Source organism: Eikenella sp. HMSC071B05, assembly GCF_001811325.1.
In the GTDB taxonomy this organism is placed as follows: domain Bacteria; phylum Pseudomonadota; class Gammaproteobacteria; order Burkholderiales; family Neisseriaceae; genus Eikenella; species Eikenella corrodens.
Map to the genome: position 1 here is coordinate 48,091 of NZ_KV804548.1, position 16,123 is coordinate 64,213.

General features: G+C 57.2%; 14 protein-coding genes. 9 read left to right on the plus strand and 5 right to left on the minus strand.

The window, feature by feature from the left end:
* Positions 1-25 precede the first annotated feature (25 nt).
* Positions 26-2,584 carry a [protein-PII] uridylyltransferase gene (glnD, locus tag HMPREF2796_RS05135; RefSeq protein ID WP_210385345.1) on the plus strand — a complete coding sequence of 853 codons (2,559 nt, stop codon included), beginning with the start codon at positions 26-28 and terminating at the stop codon, positions 2,582-2,584.
* 233 nt (positions 2,585-2,817) lie between these two features.
* Here glnD and HMPREF2796_RS05140 read toward each other — a convergent pair whose 3' ends face one another.
* Positions 2,818-3,900: an ATP-binding protein gene (locus HMPREF2796_RS05140; RefSeq protein WP_070631484.1), complete on the minus strand. Its 1,083-nt coding sequence runs from the start codon at positions 3,898-3,900 to the stop codon at positions 2,818-2,820.
* A 183-nt stretch (positions 3,901-4,083) separates the two neighbouring features.
* Here HMPREF2796_RS05140 and HMPREF2796_RS05145 point away from each other — a divergent pair, with 183 nt between their 5' ends.
* The 3 genes from HMPREF2796_RS05145 (at position 4,084) to hemW (ending at position 6,921) form a co-directional block, all read left to right on the plus strand.
* On the plus strand, positions 4,084-5,187 hold the full coding sequence (locus HMPREF2796_RS05145) for an NUDIX domain-containing protein (RefSeq protein WP_371327462.1): 1,104 nt from the start codon (positions 4,084-4,086) through the stop codon (positions 5,185-5,187).
* Positions 5,188-5,276: 89 nt separating this feature from the next.
* Positions 5,277-5,717, plus strand: a complete 441-nt coding sequence (locus HMPREF2796_RS05150) for a hypothetical protein (protein WP_070631486.1) — start codon at positions 5,277-5,279, stop codon at positions 5,715-5,717.
* 31 nt (positions 5,718-5,748) lie between these two features.
* On the plus strand, positions 5,749-6,921 hold the full coding sequence (gene hemW / locus HMPREF2796_RS05155; protein WP_070631488.1) for a radical SAM family heme chaperone HemW: 1,173 nt from the start codon (positions 5,749-5,751) through the stop codon (positions 6,919-6,921).
* 213 nt (positions 6,922-7,134) lie between these two features.
* On the opposite strand, the gene HMPREF2796_RS05160 is transcribed toward hemW, so the two are convergent.
* Complete coding sequence (locus HMPREF2796_RS05160) at positions 7,135-8,001, minus strand: hypothetical protein (RefSeq protein ID WP_141749159.1); 867 nt, start codon at positions 7,999-8,001, stop codon at positions 7,135-7,137.
* Positions 8,002-8,053: 52 nt separating this feature from the next.
* The gene (locus HMPREF2796_RS05165; protein ID WP_003822375.1) at positions 8,054-8,518 is read right to left on the minus strand and encodes a universal stress protein; all 465 of its coding nucleotides are present in this window, start codon (positions 8,516-8,518) and stop codon (positions 8,054-8,056) included.
* A 142-nt stretch (positions 8,519-8,660) separates the two neighbouring features.
* Here HMPREF2796_RS05165 and HMPREF2796_RS05170 point away from each other — a divergent pair, with 142 nt between their 5' ends.
* The 5 genes from HMPREF2796_RS05170 to HMPREF2796_RS11680 all read left to right on the plus strand — a co-directional run bounded on the left by HMPREF2796_RS05170 (position 8,661) and on the right by HMPREF2796_RS11680 (position 12,555).
* Complete coding sequence (locus tag HMPREF2796_RS05170) at positions 8,661-9,437, plus strand: tRNA threonylcarbamoyladenosine dehydratase (protein ID WP_070631491.1); 777 nt, start codon at positions 8,661-8,663, stop codon at positions 9,435-9,437.
* A 19-nt stretch (positions 9,438-9,456) separates the two neighbouring features.
* Positions 9,457-9,927: an Aca2/YdiL-like domain-containing protein gene (locus tag HMPREF2796_RS05175; protein ID WP_070631493.1), complete on the plus strand. Its 471-nt coding sequence runs from the start codon at positions 9,457-9,459 to the stop codon at positions 9,925-9,927.
* A gap of 306 nt (positions 9,928-10,233) precedes the next feature.
* Positions 10,234-11,241 (plus strand): tryptophan--tRNA ligase, encoded by a 1,008-nt coding sequence (gene trpS, locus HMPREF2796_RS05180; protein WP_049259165.1) that lies wholly within the window; start codon positions 10,234-10,236, stop codon positions 11,239-11,241.
* A gap of 489 nt (positions 11,242-11,730) precedes the next feature.
* Positions 11,731-12,153, plus strand: a complete 423-nt coding sequence (locus HMPREF2796_RS05185) for a transposase (RefSeq protein ID WP_210385346.1) — start codon at positions 11,731-11,733, stop codon at positions 12,151-12,153.
* A 216-nt stretch (positions 12,154-12,369) separates the two neighbouring features.
* Positions 12,370-12,555, plus strand: coding sequence for a hypothetical protein (locus HMPREF2796_RS11680; RefSeq protein ID WP_246826803.1), 186 nt, complete (start codon positions 12,370-12,372; stop codon positions 12,553-12,555).
* Positions 12,556-13,171: 616 nt separating this feature from the next.
* Here HMPREF2796_RS11680 and trpE read toward each other — a convergent pair.
* Both trpE and recA read right to left on the minus strand, forming a co-directional pair.
* Complete coding sequence (gene trpE / locus HMPREF2796_RS05190) at positions 13,172-14,650, minus strand: anthranilate synthase component I (RefSeq protein WP_070631497.1); 1,479 nt, start codon at positions 14,648-14,650, stop codon at positions 13,172-13,174.
* Positions 14,651-14,918: 268 nt separating this feature from the next.
* On the minus strand, positions 14,919-15,965 hold the full coding sequence (gene recA, locus HMPREF2796_RS05195) for a recombinase RecA (RefSeq protein WP_023887227.1): 1,047 nt from the start codon (positions 15,963-15,965) through the stop codon (positions 14,919-14,921).
* Positions 15,966-16,123: the final 158 nt, after the last annotated feature.

Sequence of the window (16,123 nt, forward strand, 5' to 3'; positions counted from 1 at the left end):
CCCACCCCATTCAAGGAACCCAACCATGCCGCAATCCCCGCAGCTTTTGGCGCAGGAGCTGGCCGAGCACAAACGGCAAATCGTTGCCGACTACCGCCGCCACCGCAGCCCGCAGCGTTTTTTTGCTGCCTACAGCGCCCTGCTCTCGCACACTGTTACCACGCTGTGGCGGCAGATGCAGCCGGAAGGAGAGCTGGCGCTGCTGGCGTTGGGCGGCTTCGGGCGCGGCGAGATGTATCCGCATTCTGATGTGGATTTGGGCATTGTGGCGGCCGATTCCCTGAATGAAATGCAACAGCAGCAAATTGAAACTTGGCTGCAAACCCTGTGGGACATGGGACTGAATCCCTCGCTGAAAACCGGCAGCGTGGACGAGCTGTGTGTCGGGGCGGCGGAAGACTTAACCGGCGACACATCGCTTCTCGAAGCCCGTCTACTCCACGGCAGCCGGGAATTGTTTGCCCGCCTGTGCCGCGATTTGGACGTGCAGCGCGACCTGACGGCCTTTGCCGAAGGCAAACTGCTGGAATTGCAGCAACGGCATCTGAAAGCACAAGCAGGCAGCAGCTTGGAGCCAAATCTGAAAACCTGCCCCGGCGGCCTGCGCGATATCCACACCATGCTCTGGCTGGCACGGGTGCAGGGCATTTCGCCGCAGCTGCACCGCCTGGCCCGCCAAGGCATCCTCACCCGCACCGAAGCAGCCATGCTGCGCCGCAGCCACCGCAGCCTGGCGCGTATCCGCATCGAGCTGCATCTGGCCGCCGGCAAGCCGCAGGAGCAGCTGCGGTTCGACTTGCAGCCGCAGGTGGCCTACGCACTGGGCTACACCGATGAAAGCAAACAAGTGCGCAGCGAGCGGCTGATGCACACGCTCTACCGCGCGGTGAAAACCGTGAAACAGCTGGGCGGCATCCTGCTGCCGATGCTGCGCGGGCGCATTTCCTCGCCGCTGCCGCGCGTGGCGCTGGATTTAGACGAGCACTATTTCCAAGTAAACAACCTCATCGCCGTGCGCGATAAAACCTTATTCCGCCGCGAGCCGCAGCATATTTTCAAGGTGCTGGAGCTGTGGCAGCAATACAGCCACCTCTCCGGCCTCGCCCCCAAAACCCTGCGCGCTTGGTGGCAGGCGGTGCAAAAAACCGACGCCCGTTTTTATGCCGATCCGGCCAACCGCCGCCGCTTCGTGGGCTTCTTCCGCCACGGCGGCGGGCTCACCCACCTGCTGCGCTTCCTAAACCTCTACGGCGCGCTTTCGCATTACCTGCCCGAGTGGGGCAAAATTGTCGGCCTGCTGCAGCACGACCTGTTCCACGTTTACCCCGTGGACGACCACATCCTGATGGTGGTGCGCAATATGCGCCGGCTGGCTCTGGAAGCGCACAGCCACGAACTGCCTTTTGCCAGCGCCCTGATGCACGCTTTCGAGCGCAAACCTGTGCTGTATTTGGCCGCCCTGTTTCACGACATCGCCAAAGGGCGCGGCGGCGACCATGCCGAGCTGGGCATGGAAGATGCCCGCCGCTTCGCCGCCGACCATTTCCTGAGCCAATACGAAACCGACCTGCTCGTGTGGCTGGTGGGCAACCATCTTTTAATGTCGCTCACCGCGCAGAAAGAAGACATCCAAGACCCGGCCGTGGTGGCCGCCTTCTGCCGCCGTGTGCAAACGCCCGAGCGGCTCACCGCGCTTTATCTGCTCACCGTGGCCGATATGCGCGGCACCAACCCCAAAATCTGGAACGCCTGGAAAGCCAGCCTGCTCGAAACCCTGTTCCGCTCGGCCCTGCAATACTTCGGCGGCCAAACCACCAGCCGCGATATGGCCGTGAGCCGCCGCCAGCAAAAAGCCCGCCAGGCCTTGGCCGAAGCGGGCGTGGGCGAAGCGCAAAGCCGGGCGCTGTGGCTGCAGCTCGGGCAGGCCTATTTCGTGCGCCACAGCGCCGACATCATCCTATGGCACCTGCCCCTGCTGGCTGCCAACGCCGAAACGCCCCAAGCCCACATCCGCCCCCTGAGCGCCACCGGCGGCCTGCAAGTGATGGTGTTCATGCCCAACCGCGACCGCCTGTTTGCCGGCCTGTGCCGCCTGTTCGGCCGCCACCAGCTCGGCATCCTCGCCGCCCACGCCTACGTTACCGACCACCAATACATCCTCGACACCTTCGTGCTGCAACTGCCCGCCAACTGCCTCGCCGACGACATCGAGCGCATCAGCACCCGCTTGCAGCAAGCCTTAGACCAATTCGTGCACCATCCGCCGGGCGCCGTCGAACCCAGCCCCTCTCCCCACCGGCTGAGCCGCCGCCTGCGCCATCTGCCCATTGCGCCGCGCATCACCCTCTCCGCCGAAGAAACCGCCGGCGCTTACACCCTGGAAATCATCGCCGCCAACCGCGCCTTCCTGCTGGCCGACATTGCCGACGTGTTCGCCCAGCTCAACATCAACCTCAGCTACGCCGCCATCGCCACCTTCGACGAACGCGTGGAAGACAGCTTCCTAATCCGCCACCCGCAGCTGGCCGACACCGCCTTCCAGCTCAAACTCGAACGGATGCTGCTGGAACGCATCGGCGGCTAAGCGCAGGCTACCTGAAAACCAATATGCGCGAACCGCATACTGGTTCTAGCGGCTGCTTCCCATTTTCAGGTAGCCTTTAAGGGCAAACGGGCAGGATTAACCCCTACCCACAGCAATAGCAAAGGCTACCTGAAAATATCCGCTCCAACTCAACCGTAATCCATACCAAGCGGTTGGCAGATTTTCAGGTAGCCTCAATCCGATGCTAGGTATGATTTATACCCAGCCTACAGCTATTCCATATTCTCTTTCAGCCACGTTTGCAGCAAAGGATTGTTGATTTGAAACGCGCTGTTGCCGAATTTGCTGATCATGTCTTTGCGTTGCAGCTTTCTGATGGCACTTTGCACGGTGCTCACTTTCACGCTTTCCACGCCCAATATCCGGGCGGCCTGCTCTCTGAATTCCGTGCCATACGGGCTCACCTCCCCCTGCGCCATCGCTTGCAGCAGCAGCCGCTCGATGGCGCTTAATGCTTTCCACTGCATCGGAATATTGCTGTTTTCCTGCATCTGCCCAAGCCGCACTTGCGCGGCGGCTTCCAGGCTGAGCGCCGGGTTGATGATCATGTCTTGAATCACGGCGCGGATATACATCGGGCTTTTGTTGAACTGCTCGAAAATGGCGTAAAACTTCTCCGCATCCAGCTGCTGCCCGGTTCGGTCGTGATAAACGCCGGCCAAAAAATCGATGAAATCCTGCCCCAAGGTGGGGAAATCCAGTGCGTGGGAAAAATGGAAGAAGGGGGCTTTGATGTCGTTGAACATGGCGCGCAGGCCGTTGGTGCTGCTGCCGGTAAACAGGGTTTTCACGCGGCTTTGGTTGATGTCCAGGCCGGTTCGCAAGCTGCGGATCATGCCTTCGGTATTCGGCAGCCGCGCCAATTCTTGCGCTTCGTCTAGCAGCAACAAGGTGGGGCGGCTGTCGGCGGCAATATAGGCGATGATTTCGCTGATGCCCGGCAGGTCGCGCGGCGGCGTTTCGCGCTCCAAGCCCACGCCCAACACGTCTATTTTGGTGAGGCTGCCGAAAAAGGTTTTCACGCCGTTGCCGGTGCGCGTTTCTAAAGCAAAACGGTGTAGGGCTTCATGGAAAAACTGCGCGGTGCCGGCGCTGTCTTTGTTGTCCATGAAAGAGAAGTAAAACACATTAAAGCCGTTTTTTTCGGCGGCCGGGGCGATATCGTTGGTGAGAAATTGCGTTTTGCCCATGCGGCGCGGGGCAAACAGCGTGAATGCGTTGGATACGCCGCTTTTCAGGCTGCTGAGCAGGGCGGCAGCCAATTCGGTTCTGGGAAAATAGAGCGGATCTTCCATATGGGATACCTTGGTGTGGGATTAGCCATTATTGTACTGTATTTTGTCTAATTGTACATTTGTCGTCTAATAACATCTAACCCAACACTGGCCTGCTCATTGCAGGCTACCTGAAACGCCGCCGTTGCCCCAGCCCGCCCGCTCCAGTAAACTGCCCGCGTTTGTATTTCTCCCCGCCACACCATGCCCCAAAACCTCAACCTCCGCAACGGAACCATCACCTACGACAATTTCTTCTGGCTGCTGGAACACGCCGACAGCAACCCGGCCGATCTGCTTTTAGGCGAAGACCTGCTGCAAATCAGCTTTTGCGGCGGGCAATACCTGCTCGATGCAGGCTGGTATGGCGCTGCCACCCCGCACGGGCAGTTTGCCGTAATGCTGGTGGAAAACCAAGATTGGGAACATCCGCTGCGCAAGGAATACACCCGCGAAATCAGCCGCCTGCCCGCCCTGCTGCAGGAGTGTATCGACTGGCTCTGGCACACCCGCATCGCCCCGGCCGAGGCCGACCCCCGCCCGCTGCTGCAAGTGGTGGCCGGCATTGTGTATAACGATCGCGGCGAGGTGCTGCTCAGTTCGCGCCCCGCAGGCAAGGCCTATGCAGGCTACTGGGAATTTGCCGGCGGCAAAGTGGAGGCTGGCGAGGGCGAACTGGCGGCATTGCGCCGCGAGTTTGCCGAAGAACTGGGCATTCAAATCCACAGCGCTGTGCCGTGGCTAGCCAAAACCCACAGCTACGAACACGCCCATGTGCGGCTGCGTTTTTTCCGCGTGCCGGCCGACGGCTGGCGCGGCGAATTGCAGGCGCGCGAAGGCCAGCAATGGCGCTGGCAGCAGCCGGGGCGTTATGATGTGTCGCCCATGCTGCCGGCCAATGCCGCGCTGCTGGCGGCGCTGGCGTTGCCCACGCAGTTTTCAGGTAGCCTGAATGAGGGTTTGCACGCGGCAGACGGTTTCTGCGTGCTGCCGCTTCGTGCCGCCAACCCGCCGCCGGGCAGCCGCCTGCTGGCGGACTTAGCCGATTTGGCCGCCGCCACGCCGGGCGATGTGCGCCGCTGGCCGCTGGTGCACTCAGCCGGCGACATTGCCGCTGCAGCCGCCACCCAAGCCGAAGCCGCCGTGTGGCCGGCAGATAACGCAACCGCAGCGGAACAAGCCTGCGCCGCGCTGGCCGAAGGCGTGCCGCTGCCGCTGGTGCTGCTGCCTGCCAATGCCGATATAGCAGCGCGCTATGCCGAACGCTGGCTCGCGGCAGGGGCACATGCGGTGGTACAAGGGCGATGAAGATGTTTTCAGGTAGCCTTTGCTGATGATTTTGTAATCATGTTTTTCGAGCTTAGATAACCCGCCCAAACTTTTTCAGGTAGCCTCTTATGTCGCAAACCCTCTCCCCCCGCACCAAAATCCTGCTTGCCCTCGCCGCGCTGTTGCTGCTGGCCGGCGGTCATTTCGCCGTACGCCAATGGCGTGCTGGGCAGCAACCCGCTGCCGAAACGGTGATTCAAACCGATTGTGACCCGAACCAAGGCTGCACCCTGCCCAACGGCAGCCGCATCCGCTTTGCCGCCGCGCGCCACCGCCCCTTCGACATCACGCTGGAAAACGTACCGCCCAAAGTGCAGCAGGCCGAAGTGAGCTTCAGCATGGACGGCATGGACATGGGCTTCAACCGCTTCCCGCTTCAGCGCCAGGCCGACGGCTCCTGGCTCGCCGCCCAAATCCGCTTGCCCGTGTGCACCGACCGCCGCGACGGCTACTTGGCAGACATCCGTATCGGCAGCCAAGTGTTTCAGGTAGCCTTTCAAGCCGAATAACCCTTTATTTTAAAAACAAACCCTCCACACCATGCCCCTACTGCAAGCCCCCGGTTCCGGCCTCAGCGCCCTGCCCCCGCTCTCGCTCTATATCCACATTCCCTGGTGCATCCAAAAATGCCCCTATTGCGACTTCAACTCCCACCGCCTCAAGTCCGATACCGACGAAGCCGCCTACATCAACGCCCTGCTCACCGACCTGCAACACGAACTGCCCCACATCTGGGGGCGGCCGGTGGACACCATCTTCATCGGCGGCGGCACCCCCAGCGTGTTTTCCGCCGAATCCATCCACCGCCTGCTTTCCGGCGTGCGCGCCCTGGTGCGCCTGCAGCCCGAAGCCGAAATCACCCTCGAAGCCAACCCCGGCACTTTCGAACAAGCCCGCTTCCAAGGCTACGCCGAAGCCGGCATCACCCGCCTGTCGCTCGGCATCCAAAGTTTTGACAACGCCAAACTGCACGCCCTCGGCCGCATCCACAACGGCGACGAAGCCCGCGCCGCCATCGAAGCCGCGCTCGCCATCTTCCCCCGCGTGAACACCGACCTCATGTATGCCCTGCCGCACCAAACCCCCGAAGAAGCCCGGCACGACGCCGAAACCGCCCTCTCCTTCGGCGTAACCCACATCAGCGCCTACCACCTCACCATGGAGCCCAACACCCCCTTCGGCCGCACCCCGCCTCCCGGCATCCCCGAAGAAGACACCGCCTACACCATCGAACAAGCCGTGCACCACACTCTGCTTGATGCCGGCTTCGAACGCTACGAAACCAGCGCCTTCGCCAAAAACAGCCAGCAATGCCGCCACAACCTCAACTACTGGCAATTCGGCGACTACATCGGTATCGGCGCCGGCGCCCACGGCAAAATCAGTAGCCACCGCGGCATCATGCGCACCACCCGCGCCCGCCACCCGCGCAGCTACCTCGCCGCCATGCAAGGCAACCCCGCCGATGTCGTCGAACGCTTTCAGGTAGCCTCAAGCGAGCTGCCCTTCGAATTCATGCTCAACGCCATGCGCCTCACCAACGGCGTACCCGCCCGCCTGTTCCAAGAGCGCACCGGCCACAGCCTCGCCGCCATCGCCCGCCCCCTGCAGGAAGCCACCCGGCTCGGCCTCATCGACCCCGACCCCACCCTCCTGCGCCCCACCGAACGCGGCCAGCGCTACCTGAACGATTTGCTGCAACTGTTTTTGTAAGTCCGATCCGCCCTTGCAAAGGCTACCTGAAAGTGTGAGCTTCAACGAAGTTAAAACCATTTTTGGTTTCCAGCCCCATAAGTGAGCCAAACCCCAAACTTATCTCTTTTTCAGCATGTCGGCAGCAATAAATTGCCCTAGGCCAAATAACATGCAAAACCACCAAGAAGGCTACCTGAAACTTTCAGGTAGCCTCACAATCAATCCAGTCCATCAGTCATACAAATGCAGATTCACCACACGCAACAGCTCCGCTTCCACAGCAGGTAAATGGCGTGGCGGGCTGATGCCGTCTTCTTGCGTGAGTTTTAGCTGCCTTTGTATTTTGTTGTAGTGGATTTTAATTTTTTCGATGCCAAATACCTTTTTGAATTGATAAAGATAAACCAAGTCGTGCTTGGTGGGTGCACCCTTTTCCAAATCCAACATGGCAAACGGCGCCTCTTCATCGAGAAACTGAATCAAATTGGCAAAATCATCCTGCTTCATCCGATAGAGTGACTGGGCAGTATAGGGAATTTTATTCGATATACCCGCCTTATATTGCCGCCACGCGGCCAATATGGCCTCGCTTACGCCTTTTTCCTGCCCTGGCATCATCCCGCTGGACACCACAACATAATGATGCTCTTCCCCATAGGCAACATGACGCCGCTGAATCATGGCTCCGATACGCGGGCGTAAAAACATACCGAGATGGGGGTGGTTCTTTTTTAATGCCTCCGTGCTAACGCCCACCGCCTGAATATTGCCCCACTTGGCCGACCATTTGCGATGCTTGTTGAAAAAATTCAGCGCATCATGCACCGCAATACCCTGTTCGTCCATACGCACCACCAGCTTACGCAACAACATCGGCAGCACCACGGCATATTGCAGCCAATAAAACAGCCAGCAAAACAGGGAGAAAAGCAGCAAAAACCAATAGCTGATATCGGACAAAACAGCCCGATCGGCCCACAGCGCAAAACAAATCAAGCACACGCAAAACAGCCCGGAAAAGCCGCCGTAAAACAGCAGCTCCAGGGAGTGCCACCAACTGTAATAAAGTTTCCGTTCCATTGCCTTCCCCATTGGCAAAAGGCTACCTGAAACTTTCAGGTAGCCTCTAATCCTGCCTCAATCTTCAGCCTTATGCTTCACGGCGGATAATCAACAACGGCAGGCGGGTTTCACGCATCACGGTTTCGGCGAAGCTGCCCATCAGGAGGTGCATCAGGCCGGTGCGGCCGTGGGTGCCCAGCACCAGCAGGTCGGCTTTCTGCTCGGTGGCATAATCCACCAGGCTTTTGGCCATATCGCGTGCGTTTTTGCTGATCACGAGCAGGTGGCGGCCGAGTTTTGCATCTTCGCCCAAAGTGGTACGCGCCTGTTTGATGGCGGCGTCCAAAATGGCGTTGCCTTGTTCGGTGGCAGCAGTTTCGTAGTTTTCATACTGCAAAAACTCGGGGGCAACGGTGGCCACGTATTCGGCAGGGTTGGCCACGTGCACCAATGTGAGCGCCGCGCCAGTGGCCTGAGCCAGGCCGCAGGCCTGTTTGAGCGCATGTTGGGAGGTGCGGCTGCCGTCTACTGCAATCACGATATGTTGATACATAAGCTTTCTCCTAGTGAACGTTATTCCGATGCTTCCGCGCAGAGGCTACAGCCGCCGGACGGGTCTCTTCCTGATACGTTTACAGTATAATACCGATGCACCGAATGTGCCATTTTTTCTACCTGTTTTTTGACTTATCCCGATGATTACTCCCGCCCCAAACGAGCGCCGCTTCGGCGGCATTTCCCGACTCTACGGCCATGCCGCCCTGCAACGCTTTGCCCAAGCCCATGTTTGCGTGGTGGGCGTGGGCGGCGTAGGCTCTTGGGCGGTGGAGGCGCTGGCGCGCAGCGGTATCGGCCGGCTCACGCTGATTGATTTGGACAACGTGGCCGAATCCAACACCAACCGCCAGCTCCACGCGCTTACCGACAATTTCGGCCTGCCCAAAGTAACCGCGCTGCACCGACGCATCCTGCAAATCAACCCCGCCTGCACCGTGCATGAAATCGAAGATTTTGTGGATGCGGAAAACGTGGGCACGCTTTTTGCCGAGCCGTTTGATTTTGTGATCGACGCCATCGACCAAATGCGCGTAAAAGCCGCCATGGCCGCCCATTTTGTGGCGCAGAAGCAGGCCTTTGTGGTGTCCGGCGGCGCAGGCGGCCAGCGCGACCCCGCCCTCATCCGCCGCGCCGACCTCGCCCGCACCACCCACGACCCGCTGCTCTCCAACCTGCGCTACACCCTGCGCCGCCGCCACGGCTTTCCGCGCGATCCGAAAGAGCGCATGAAAGTAAGCTGCATCTATTCCGAAGAAAACGTCACCCCGCCGCAAACCGGCGCCGCCTGCGAAACCGATGCCGCACCGCAAGGATTGTCTTGCGCAGGCTACGGCGCGAGCATGCTGGTTACCGCCGCCTTCGGCCTGTTTTGCGCACAGGCAGCGATAGAACACTTGGCCGCGCAAGTTAAATAACCAACCCAAAAGGAAAACCATGTTCCCCATCGAACTCAAAGCCCTGCGCCGCAACCTCGGCCTCACCCAAGCCGAAGCCGGCCAAGCTCTTGCTGCCAATGTCGATTTTCCCCACGGCGCTTCCGCCGAAGAATGGGCGCAATGGGAAAACGGCGCCGCCCCCATCCCCCTGCACGTGGTTCGTGCCGTGGAAACCCGCCTCAACCAGAAATACCAAGCCATCGACCAATACGCCGAGCAAATTGAAGCCAAAATGCAGGGCGGTGATGCCGTGGTGGTGCTGTGGTATCCCGAGCCGAAGGCCTGCCCCGACCTAGCCTCCTGGCGCATCAGCCAAAGCGTGGCCGGAGAAGTCGCCGCCATGGGCGGTCGGGTAATCGCCTTCGATGCCGAAGCCTACCGCAACTGGCGGCAAGGGCAAGCTCAACCTGCCGACACCCCCGACAACCGCCAACGCTGGGCACAAGAGCAATTTGAGCAATCCCGATAATATGGATGCTTAAAGAGGCTACCTAAAAACAATGTCTAGACGAAACTAAATTAGTTTCAGGTAGCCTTGTTGAGCAAAATAAGATAACTTATTAAATCTGCGATATTTTCCCATTTTTCAGGTAGCCTTTATCCCCCCCCAAAGGCTACCTGAACCCTTAGCAGAGTGGAGTTTCTGTAAAACTAAAATTTCCCCGCCACTTCGCCGCAGGCATGACCGACTCCCCGCCCTTGCTCTATAATCTGCCATTTTTCAGGTAGCCCCAGCGCCGCCTCCCTATTTCCGCCAAATCACAGAAAGCCATCCATGAAAAAACGAGTCCTCACCGGCGTAACCACCACCGGCATCCCGCATTTAGGCAACTACGTTGGCGCCATCCGCCCCGCCATTGCCGCCGCAGCCGACCCCGCTGCCGAATCCTTCCTCTTTTTGGCCGACTACCACGGCATCATCAAATGCCACGACCCCGAGCTCATCCACGCCTCCACCCAAGCCGTGGCCGCCACCTGGCTCGCCTGCGGCCTCGATCCCGAGCGCACCACGTTTTACCGCCAAAGCGACATCCCCGAAGTGCCCGAGCTCAACTGGATACTCACCTGCATCACCGCCAAAGGCCTGATGAATCGTGCCCACGCCTACAAAGCCGCCGTGCAGGCCAACCTCGATGCCGGCCAAACCGACCAAGACCACGGCGTGGAAATGGGCCTCTACAGCTACCCCATCCTCATGAGTGCCGACATCCTCATGTTCAATGCTCACGAAGTGCCGGTAGGCCGCGACCAAATCCAGCACGTAGAAATGACCCGCGACATCGCCCAGCGTTTCAACCACCGCTTCAAAGAGCTGTTTGTGCTGCCCGAAGCCAAAGTGGACGACAACGTTGAACTCCTCGTTGGCCTCGACGGGCGCAAGATGAGCAAAAGCTACGGCAACACCATCCCGCTGTTTGAGAGCGAGAAAAAGCTGCAAAAAGCCGTGAACAAAATCATCACCAACCTCAAAGAGCCCGGCGAGCCGAAAACTCCCGACGAAAGCCCGCTGTTCGACATCTATAAAGCTTTCGCCACCCCCGCCGAAACCGCCGAATTCACCCAAATGCTCGCCGACGGCCTCTCCTGGGGAGAAGCCAAAAAACTGCTCGGCGCCAAGCTGAATGAAGAGCTCGCCCCCAAGCGCGAACGTTTCCACGAGCTCACCGCCCAGCCCGCGCAAATCGAAGACATCCTGCAGGCCGGTGCCGCCAAAGCTCGCAAGCAAGCCCGCGAACTGCTCGACCAAGTGCGCGACGCCGTAGGCATCCGCCCGCTTCGTTGAACGATACGGCTGTTTGGCAGACACACAAAAGGCTACCTGAAATTTCAGGTAGCCTTATATATTTCACGCCGTCGGGGGCTAGTCCTGACGGTATCTTTGCCAAACAGGCATTATCTACATTGTAAGGCTGGGCTATTACTTTCCGCTGGCCAGCGCATTGCATGACTCAGGAATCAAAATCAGCGTAATCAATCCGCTTTCTATCAAGCTATACGCAGAATACAGATTAAGACGAAAAAAACCGATAAACAAGATGCGAAGTTAATTGCCGATTATTGCGAAAAAGAAAATCCGCCATTATGGAAACCTCTATCAGAAAAACGTAATACTTTAAAAGTGTTAAGCAGGCGCATTGAACAACTAAATGTATTACTGAATATAGAAAGCAATAGAAAAGACGTATCAGATTCGGTAATAGAGTCAGGTATAGAAAGAATAATAATCGCAATAAAAACAGAGATAGAAAGCTGTAAAATCGCTATTCAAAACTTGATAGATTCCGATAAAGAGTTAAGCTACAACCAACAGCTTTTACAAACAATCAGCGGCGTAGGAAAGACAACGGCCGCATGGTTGTTATCTGTTTTGGTTGATATAGATAAATTTGAGAACTCAAAGAAGCTAATCAGCTATTTAGGACTATCGCCGATAATCAAAGATTCAGGCACAAGCGTTCGACAAGCCAAAATATCCAAGATGGGCGATAAGAAAGTAAGGAAAGCGCTTTACTATCCGGCGCGGGCAGCTTGTCTAAGAACTAAACTGTGGCGGCCTTGGTTTGAACAAAAGATAAAACAGGGCAAGCATCCTAAACAGGTTTATATCTTGATGATGTGCAAAATCGTCAAATACGCCTATGCCGTGATTAAAACAGGTCAGCCGTTTGACGAGAATCGGCACAAACCAGCGTAAAACAGCAGTTTAAACTGTTGCAAAAAAGCGGCAGCCGATGGCTATCGCTGCATTACTGTTGCTTGCGTTTTTAAAAAGTTCTTGACTTTCGATTACGGTATCTTTCCCATTGTAGCTAGGTAGGGTGCGTGAGTTTGCTCACGCACCCTACCTATGCTTTCTCATTACAGTAAGTAGGTTGGTTTAGCTGCAAAGCATGGATACGGGAGAACGTGAATGGGGCGGAACAGAAAAAAGAAACCGTCTAAGCCCTATCGCGGCTACTGCACCTTCCCATTGGTGGGTGCAGATACCTACCGCGAGTTCCAGGAGACCGCTGAAATGTTCGGCGACTTTGCCGATCCAGCCAAGCGTAAAAAATATTCAGCAAACCGCGCAAGTATCGGTTTGAAATATGGCTGAAGATACACGGCAAGCTGGAGTACGAAACCCGCGAAGCAAGGATAACGAGCGAAGGCGTAACCAGTGAGAACCTTAGCCAGATATTGTACAAATTAACCATGCAAGGCTTGCGGGAATTTAGATGGGCTGGAGGAGGTGGACGGCGAGCAGTCCATCATCAAGATTATTATTTGATTGGAGATTTAAAATGGATGAATATATTCCGTTGGCCGAAGTAAAAAACTTTGGACAATCCCTGGTAAAAAACCACCAAGCACGCCGACTATTTGGCGGTATCGTCGTCAAGGGAAAATCCCGGCGCCGATTCAGCTAGGCCGCGACAACCTGTATAATCAGGCTGATGATATCCGGATGCGTGATGAATTTCTGCACAGGCAGAAATGAATTTTCATGGTATTTTTTGTGGTACTTGGAAATTTCATATCATGGAAATATTTACTAATCATATAGTTAAAATTTCAAAAGCATCTCACCGCTTCCGCCAAATTGAAAACCTTCGTTGCAAAACGAAGGTTTTTTGTTTGGGCTGTTCCATTGGCTGATAAAAGGCTACCTGAAAATTTCGCTTCGTTCCGTTTTCAAGTAGTCCTATTCTTTTTCAGGTAGCCTTTCCTGACTATCCATCCAGCCCTTGCTGCACCATCTCGGCAGCGCGCAACACGGCACGGGCTTTGTTTTGGGTTTCCTGCCATTCGGCTTCTTCGTCGGAATCGGCCACGATGCCGCCGCCGCTTTGCACGTAGAGCGTGCCGTTTTTGATCACGGCGGTGCGGATGGCGATGGCCAAGTCCATGTCGTTGTTGAAACTCCAGTTGCCCACGGCGCCGCCGTAGATGCAGCGTTTGGCCGGTTCGAGTTCTTCGATGATTTCCAGCGCACGCACTTTGGGGGCGCCGGAGAGCGTGCCGGCGGGGAAGGTGGCGGAGAGGATGTCCATATTGCCGATACCGGGTTTGAGCTCGCCTTCCACATTGGACACGATGTGCATCACATGCGAATAGCGTTCAATCACCATTTTATCAGTTACCTTCACGCTGCCGGTTTGGCTGATGCGGCCCACGTCGTTGCGGCCCAAGTCGATGAGCATAACATGTTCGGCGATTTCTTTGGCATCGGCCAGCAGGCTCTCGGCTTGAGCGGCATCTTCTTCCGGCGTTTTGCCGCGCAGGCGGGTACCGGCAATGGGGCGCACGGTGATTTGGTTGCGCTCGCGCCGCACGAGGATTTCGGGCGAAGAGCCGACGATGTGGAAGTCGCCGAAATCGTAGTAAAACAGATAGGGCGAAGGATTGAGCGTACGCAGGGCGCGGTAGAGGCTGAGCGGTTTGTCGGCAAAGGGCAGGCTCATGCGCTGGCTGGGCACCACCTGCATACAGTCGCCGTCTAAAATATATTGGCGGATGCGGCGCACGTATTCTTTATAGCGCGCTTCGCCGGTTTCGTGCTGCGGTGCGGTTTGGGCGCTGCCGAGCGAGAGCGGCAGGGCAACGCTTTGGCGCAGCTGTTCGCGCAAGGCTTCAAGCCGCTCGCGGGCTTTCAGGTAGCCTGCTTCGTCGGCGGCGGGGTCGGCATACACGATGAGGTGGATTTTTCCGCTGAGGTTGTCCACCACGGCCAGCTCTTCGGAGAGCATGAGCAAAATATCGGGTGTGCCGATTGGGTCGGCTTTCGCAGGCTGTTTCAGGCGGTGGGCAAGCTGCTCGAAATGGTAGATGGTTTCATAGCCGAAGTAGCCCACAAAACCGCCGATGAAGCGCGGCAGACCGGGGATTTCAGGCACTTTATAGCGGGCGTGGAACTGCTCGATAAAGGGCAGCGGATTGCCTTCGTATTGCTCAACGATTTGGCTGTTGTGGTACACCTCTACCCGCCGGCCGCTGGCTTTCAAATAGGTGCGGCTCGGCAGGCCGATAAAGGAATAGCGGCCGAAACGTTCGCCGCCTACCACGGATTCGAGCAGGTAGCTGAAGGGGCGGTTGGCGAGCTTGAGGTAGATGGAAAGCGGGGTATCCAAATCGGCCAGCAGCTCTTGCACCAGCGGGATGCGGTTGTAGCCGGCGGCGGCTTGTTCGCGGAATTGTTGCAGGGTAATCATGGTGGGGGTTTAAAACGGTTGGGATGAGGGCTACCTGAAAAATTATAGTGAATTAAAATCGCCATGCTACTGCGTTGGCTTACCTTGACGTACTGCCTGTACGCCTTGCGGCTCGCCGCCTGGTATCATTTTTATTTTAATCCACTACTGAAGGCTACCTGAAAACGTAGCGCAGCGAAGGTTCTGCGTAGCTAAAACCTAGCGCAGCGAAGTTTCTGCGTAGCTAAAACCTTTCGCCAAGTATTTTCAGGTAGCCTTTACAACCGGCCTACTCTTCCGGCTGTTCGCCGTCGGTGTCGTCGCGTTGGCCTTCGGTAATCTCGATATTGATGCCGACTTCCTTGCGGATTTGCGCTTCGATTTCGGCGGCCACTTCCGGGTTTTCCTTCAGCCACACGCGCACGTTGTCTTTGCCCTGGCCGATTTTGTCGCCGTTGTAGCTGTACCACGCGCCGGATTTTTTGATGATGCCGACTTTGTCGCCCCAGTCGATCAGCTCGCCTTCGCGGCTCACGCCTTCGCCGTAGAGGATGTCGAACTCGGCTTGGCGGAACGGCGGCGCCACCTTGTTTTTAATTACTTTCACGCGGGTTTCGTTGCCCAGGATGTCATCGCCCTTTTTAATTTGGCCGATGCGGCGGATATCGAGGCGCACGGAGGCATAGAACTTGAGCGCGTTGCCGCCGGTGGTGGTTTCCGGGCTGCCGAACATCACGCCGATCTTCATGCGGATTTGGTTGATGAATACCACCAAAGTGTTGGTTTTCTTAATGTGGCCAGTGAGCTTGCGCAAGGCCTGGCTCATTAGGCGGGCTTGCAGGCCCACGTGGCTGTCGCCCATTTCGCCTTCGATTTCTGCTTTCGGCACCAGCGCGGCCACGGAGTCGATCACCACCATGTCCACACCGCCGGAGCGCACCAGCATATCGCAGATTTCCAGCGCCTGCTCGCCTGTGTCCGGCTGCGACACCATCAGCTCTTCCACCTTCACGCCCAGCTTGCGCGCGTAAATCGGGTCGAACGCGTTTTCCGCATCGATAAAGGCACACACACCGCCATTTTTCTGGCATTGCGCGATGGTTTCCAAACACAGCGTGGTTTTACCGGAAGACTCCGGCCCGAAGATTTCCACAATGCGCCCGCGCGGCAAACCGCCCACGCCCAGTGCCAAATCCACGCCCAAAGAGCCGGTGGAAATCACTTCCAAGTTTTCATCCTGATGGCTGCCATCCATCTTCATGATGGCGCCTTTGCCGAAATTCTTTTCAATCTGCGCCAGTGCGGCGGCCAAAGCCTTTGCTTTATCGTTTGACATAAGCTAATCCCGTATGAAGTGTGAATAAATCTGGCGGATTATCGCACAAAGCACCGCCGCTGTGTTTGCCGGAAAGCCATCGAAACTTGAGCGCCCCGCCCGATGCTGGCAATATATAGCGAATTCAATTTAAACCGGTACAGCGTTGGCTCGCCTTG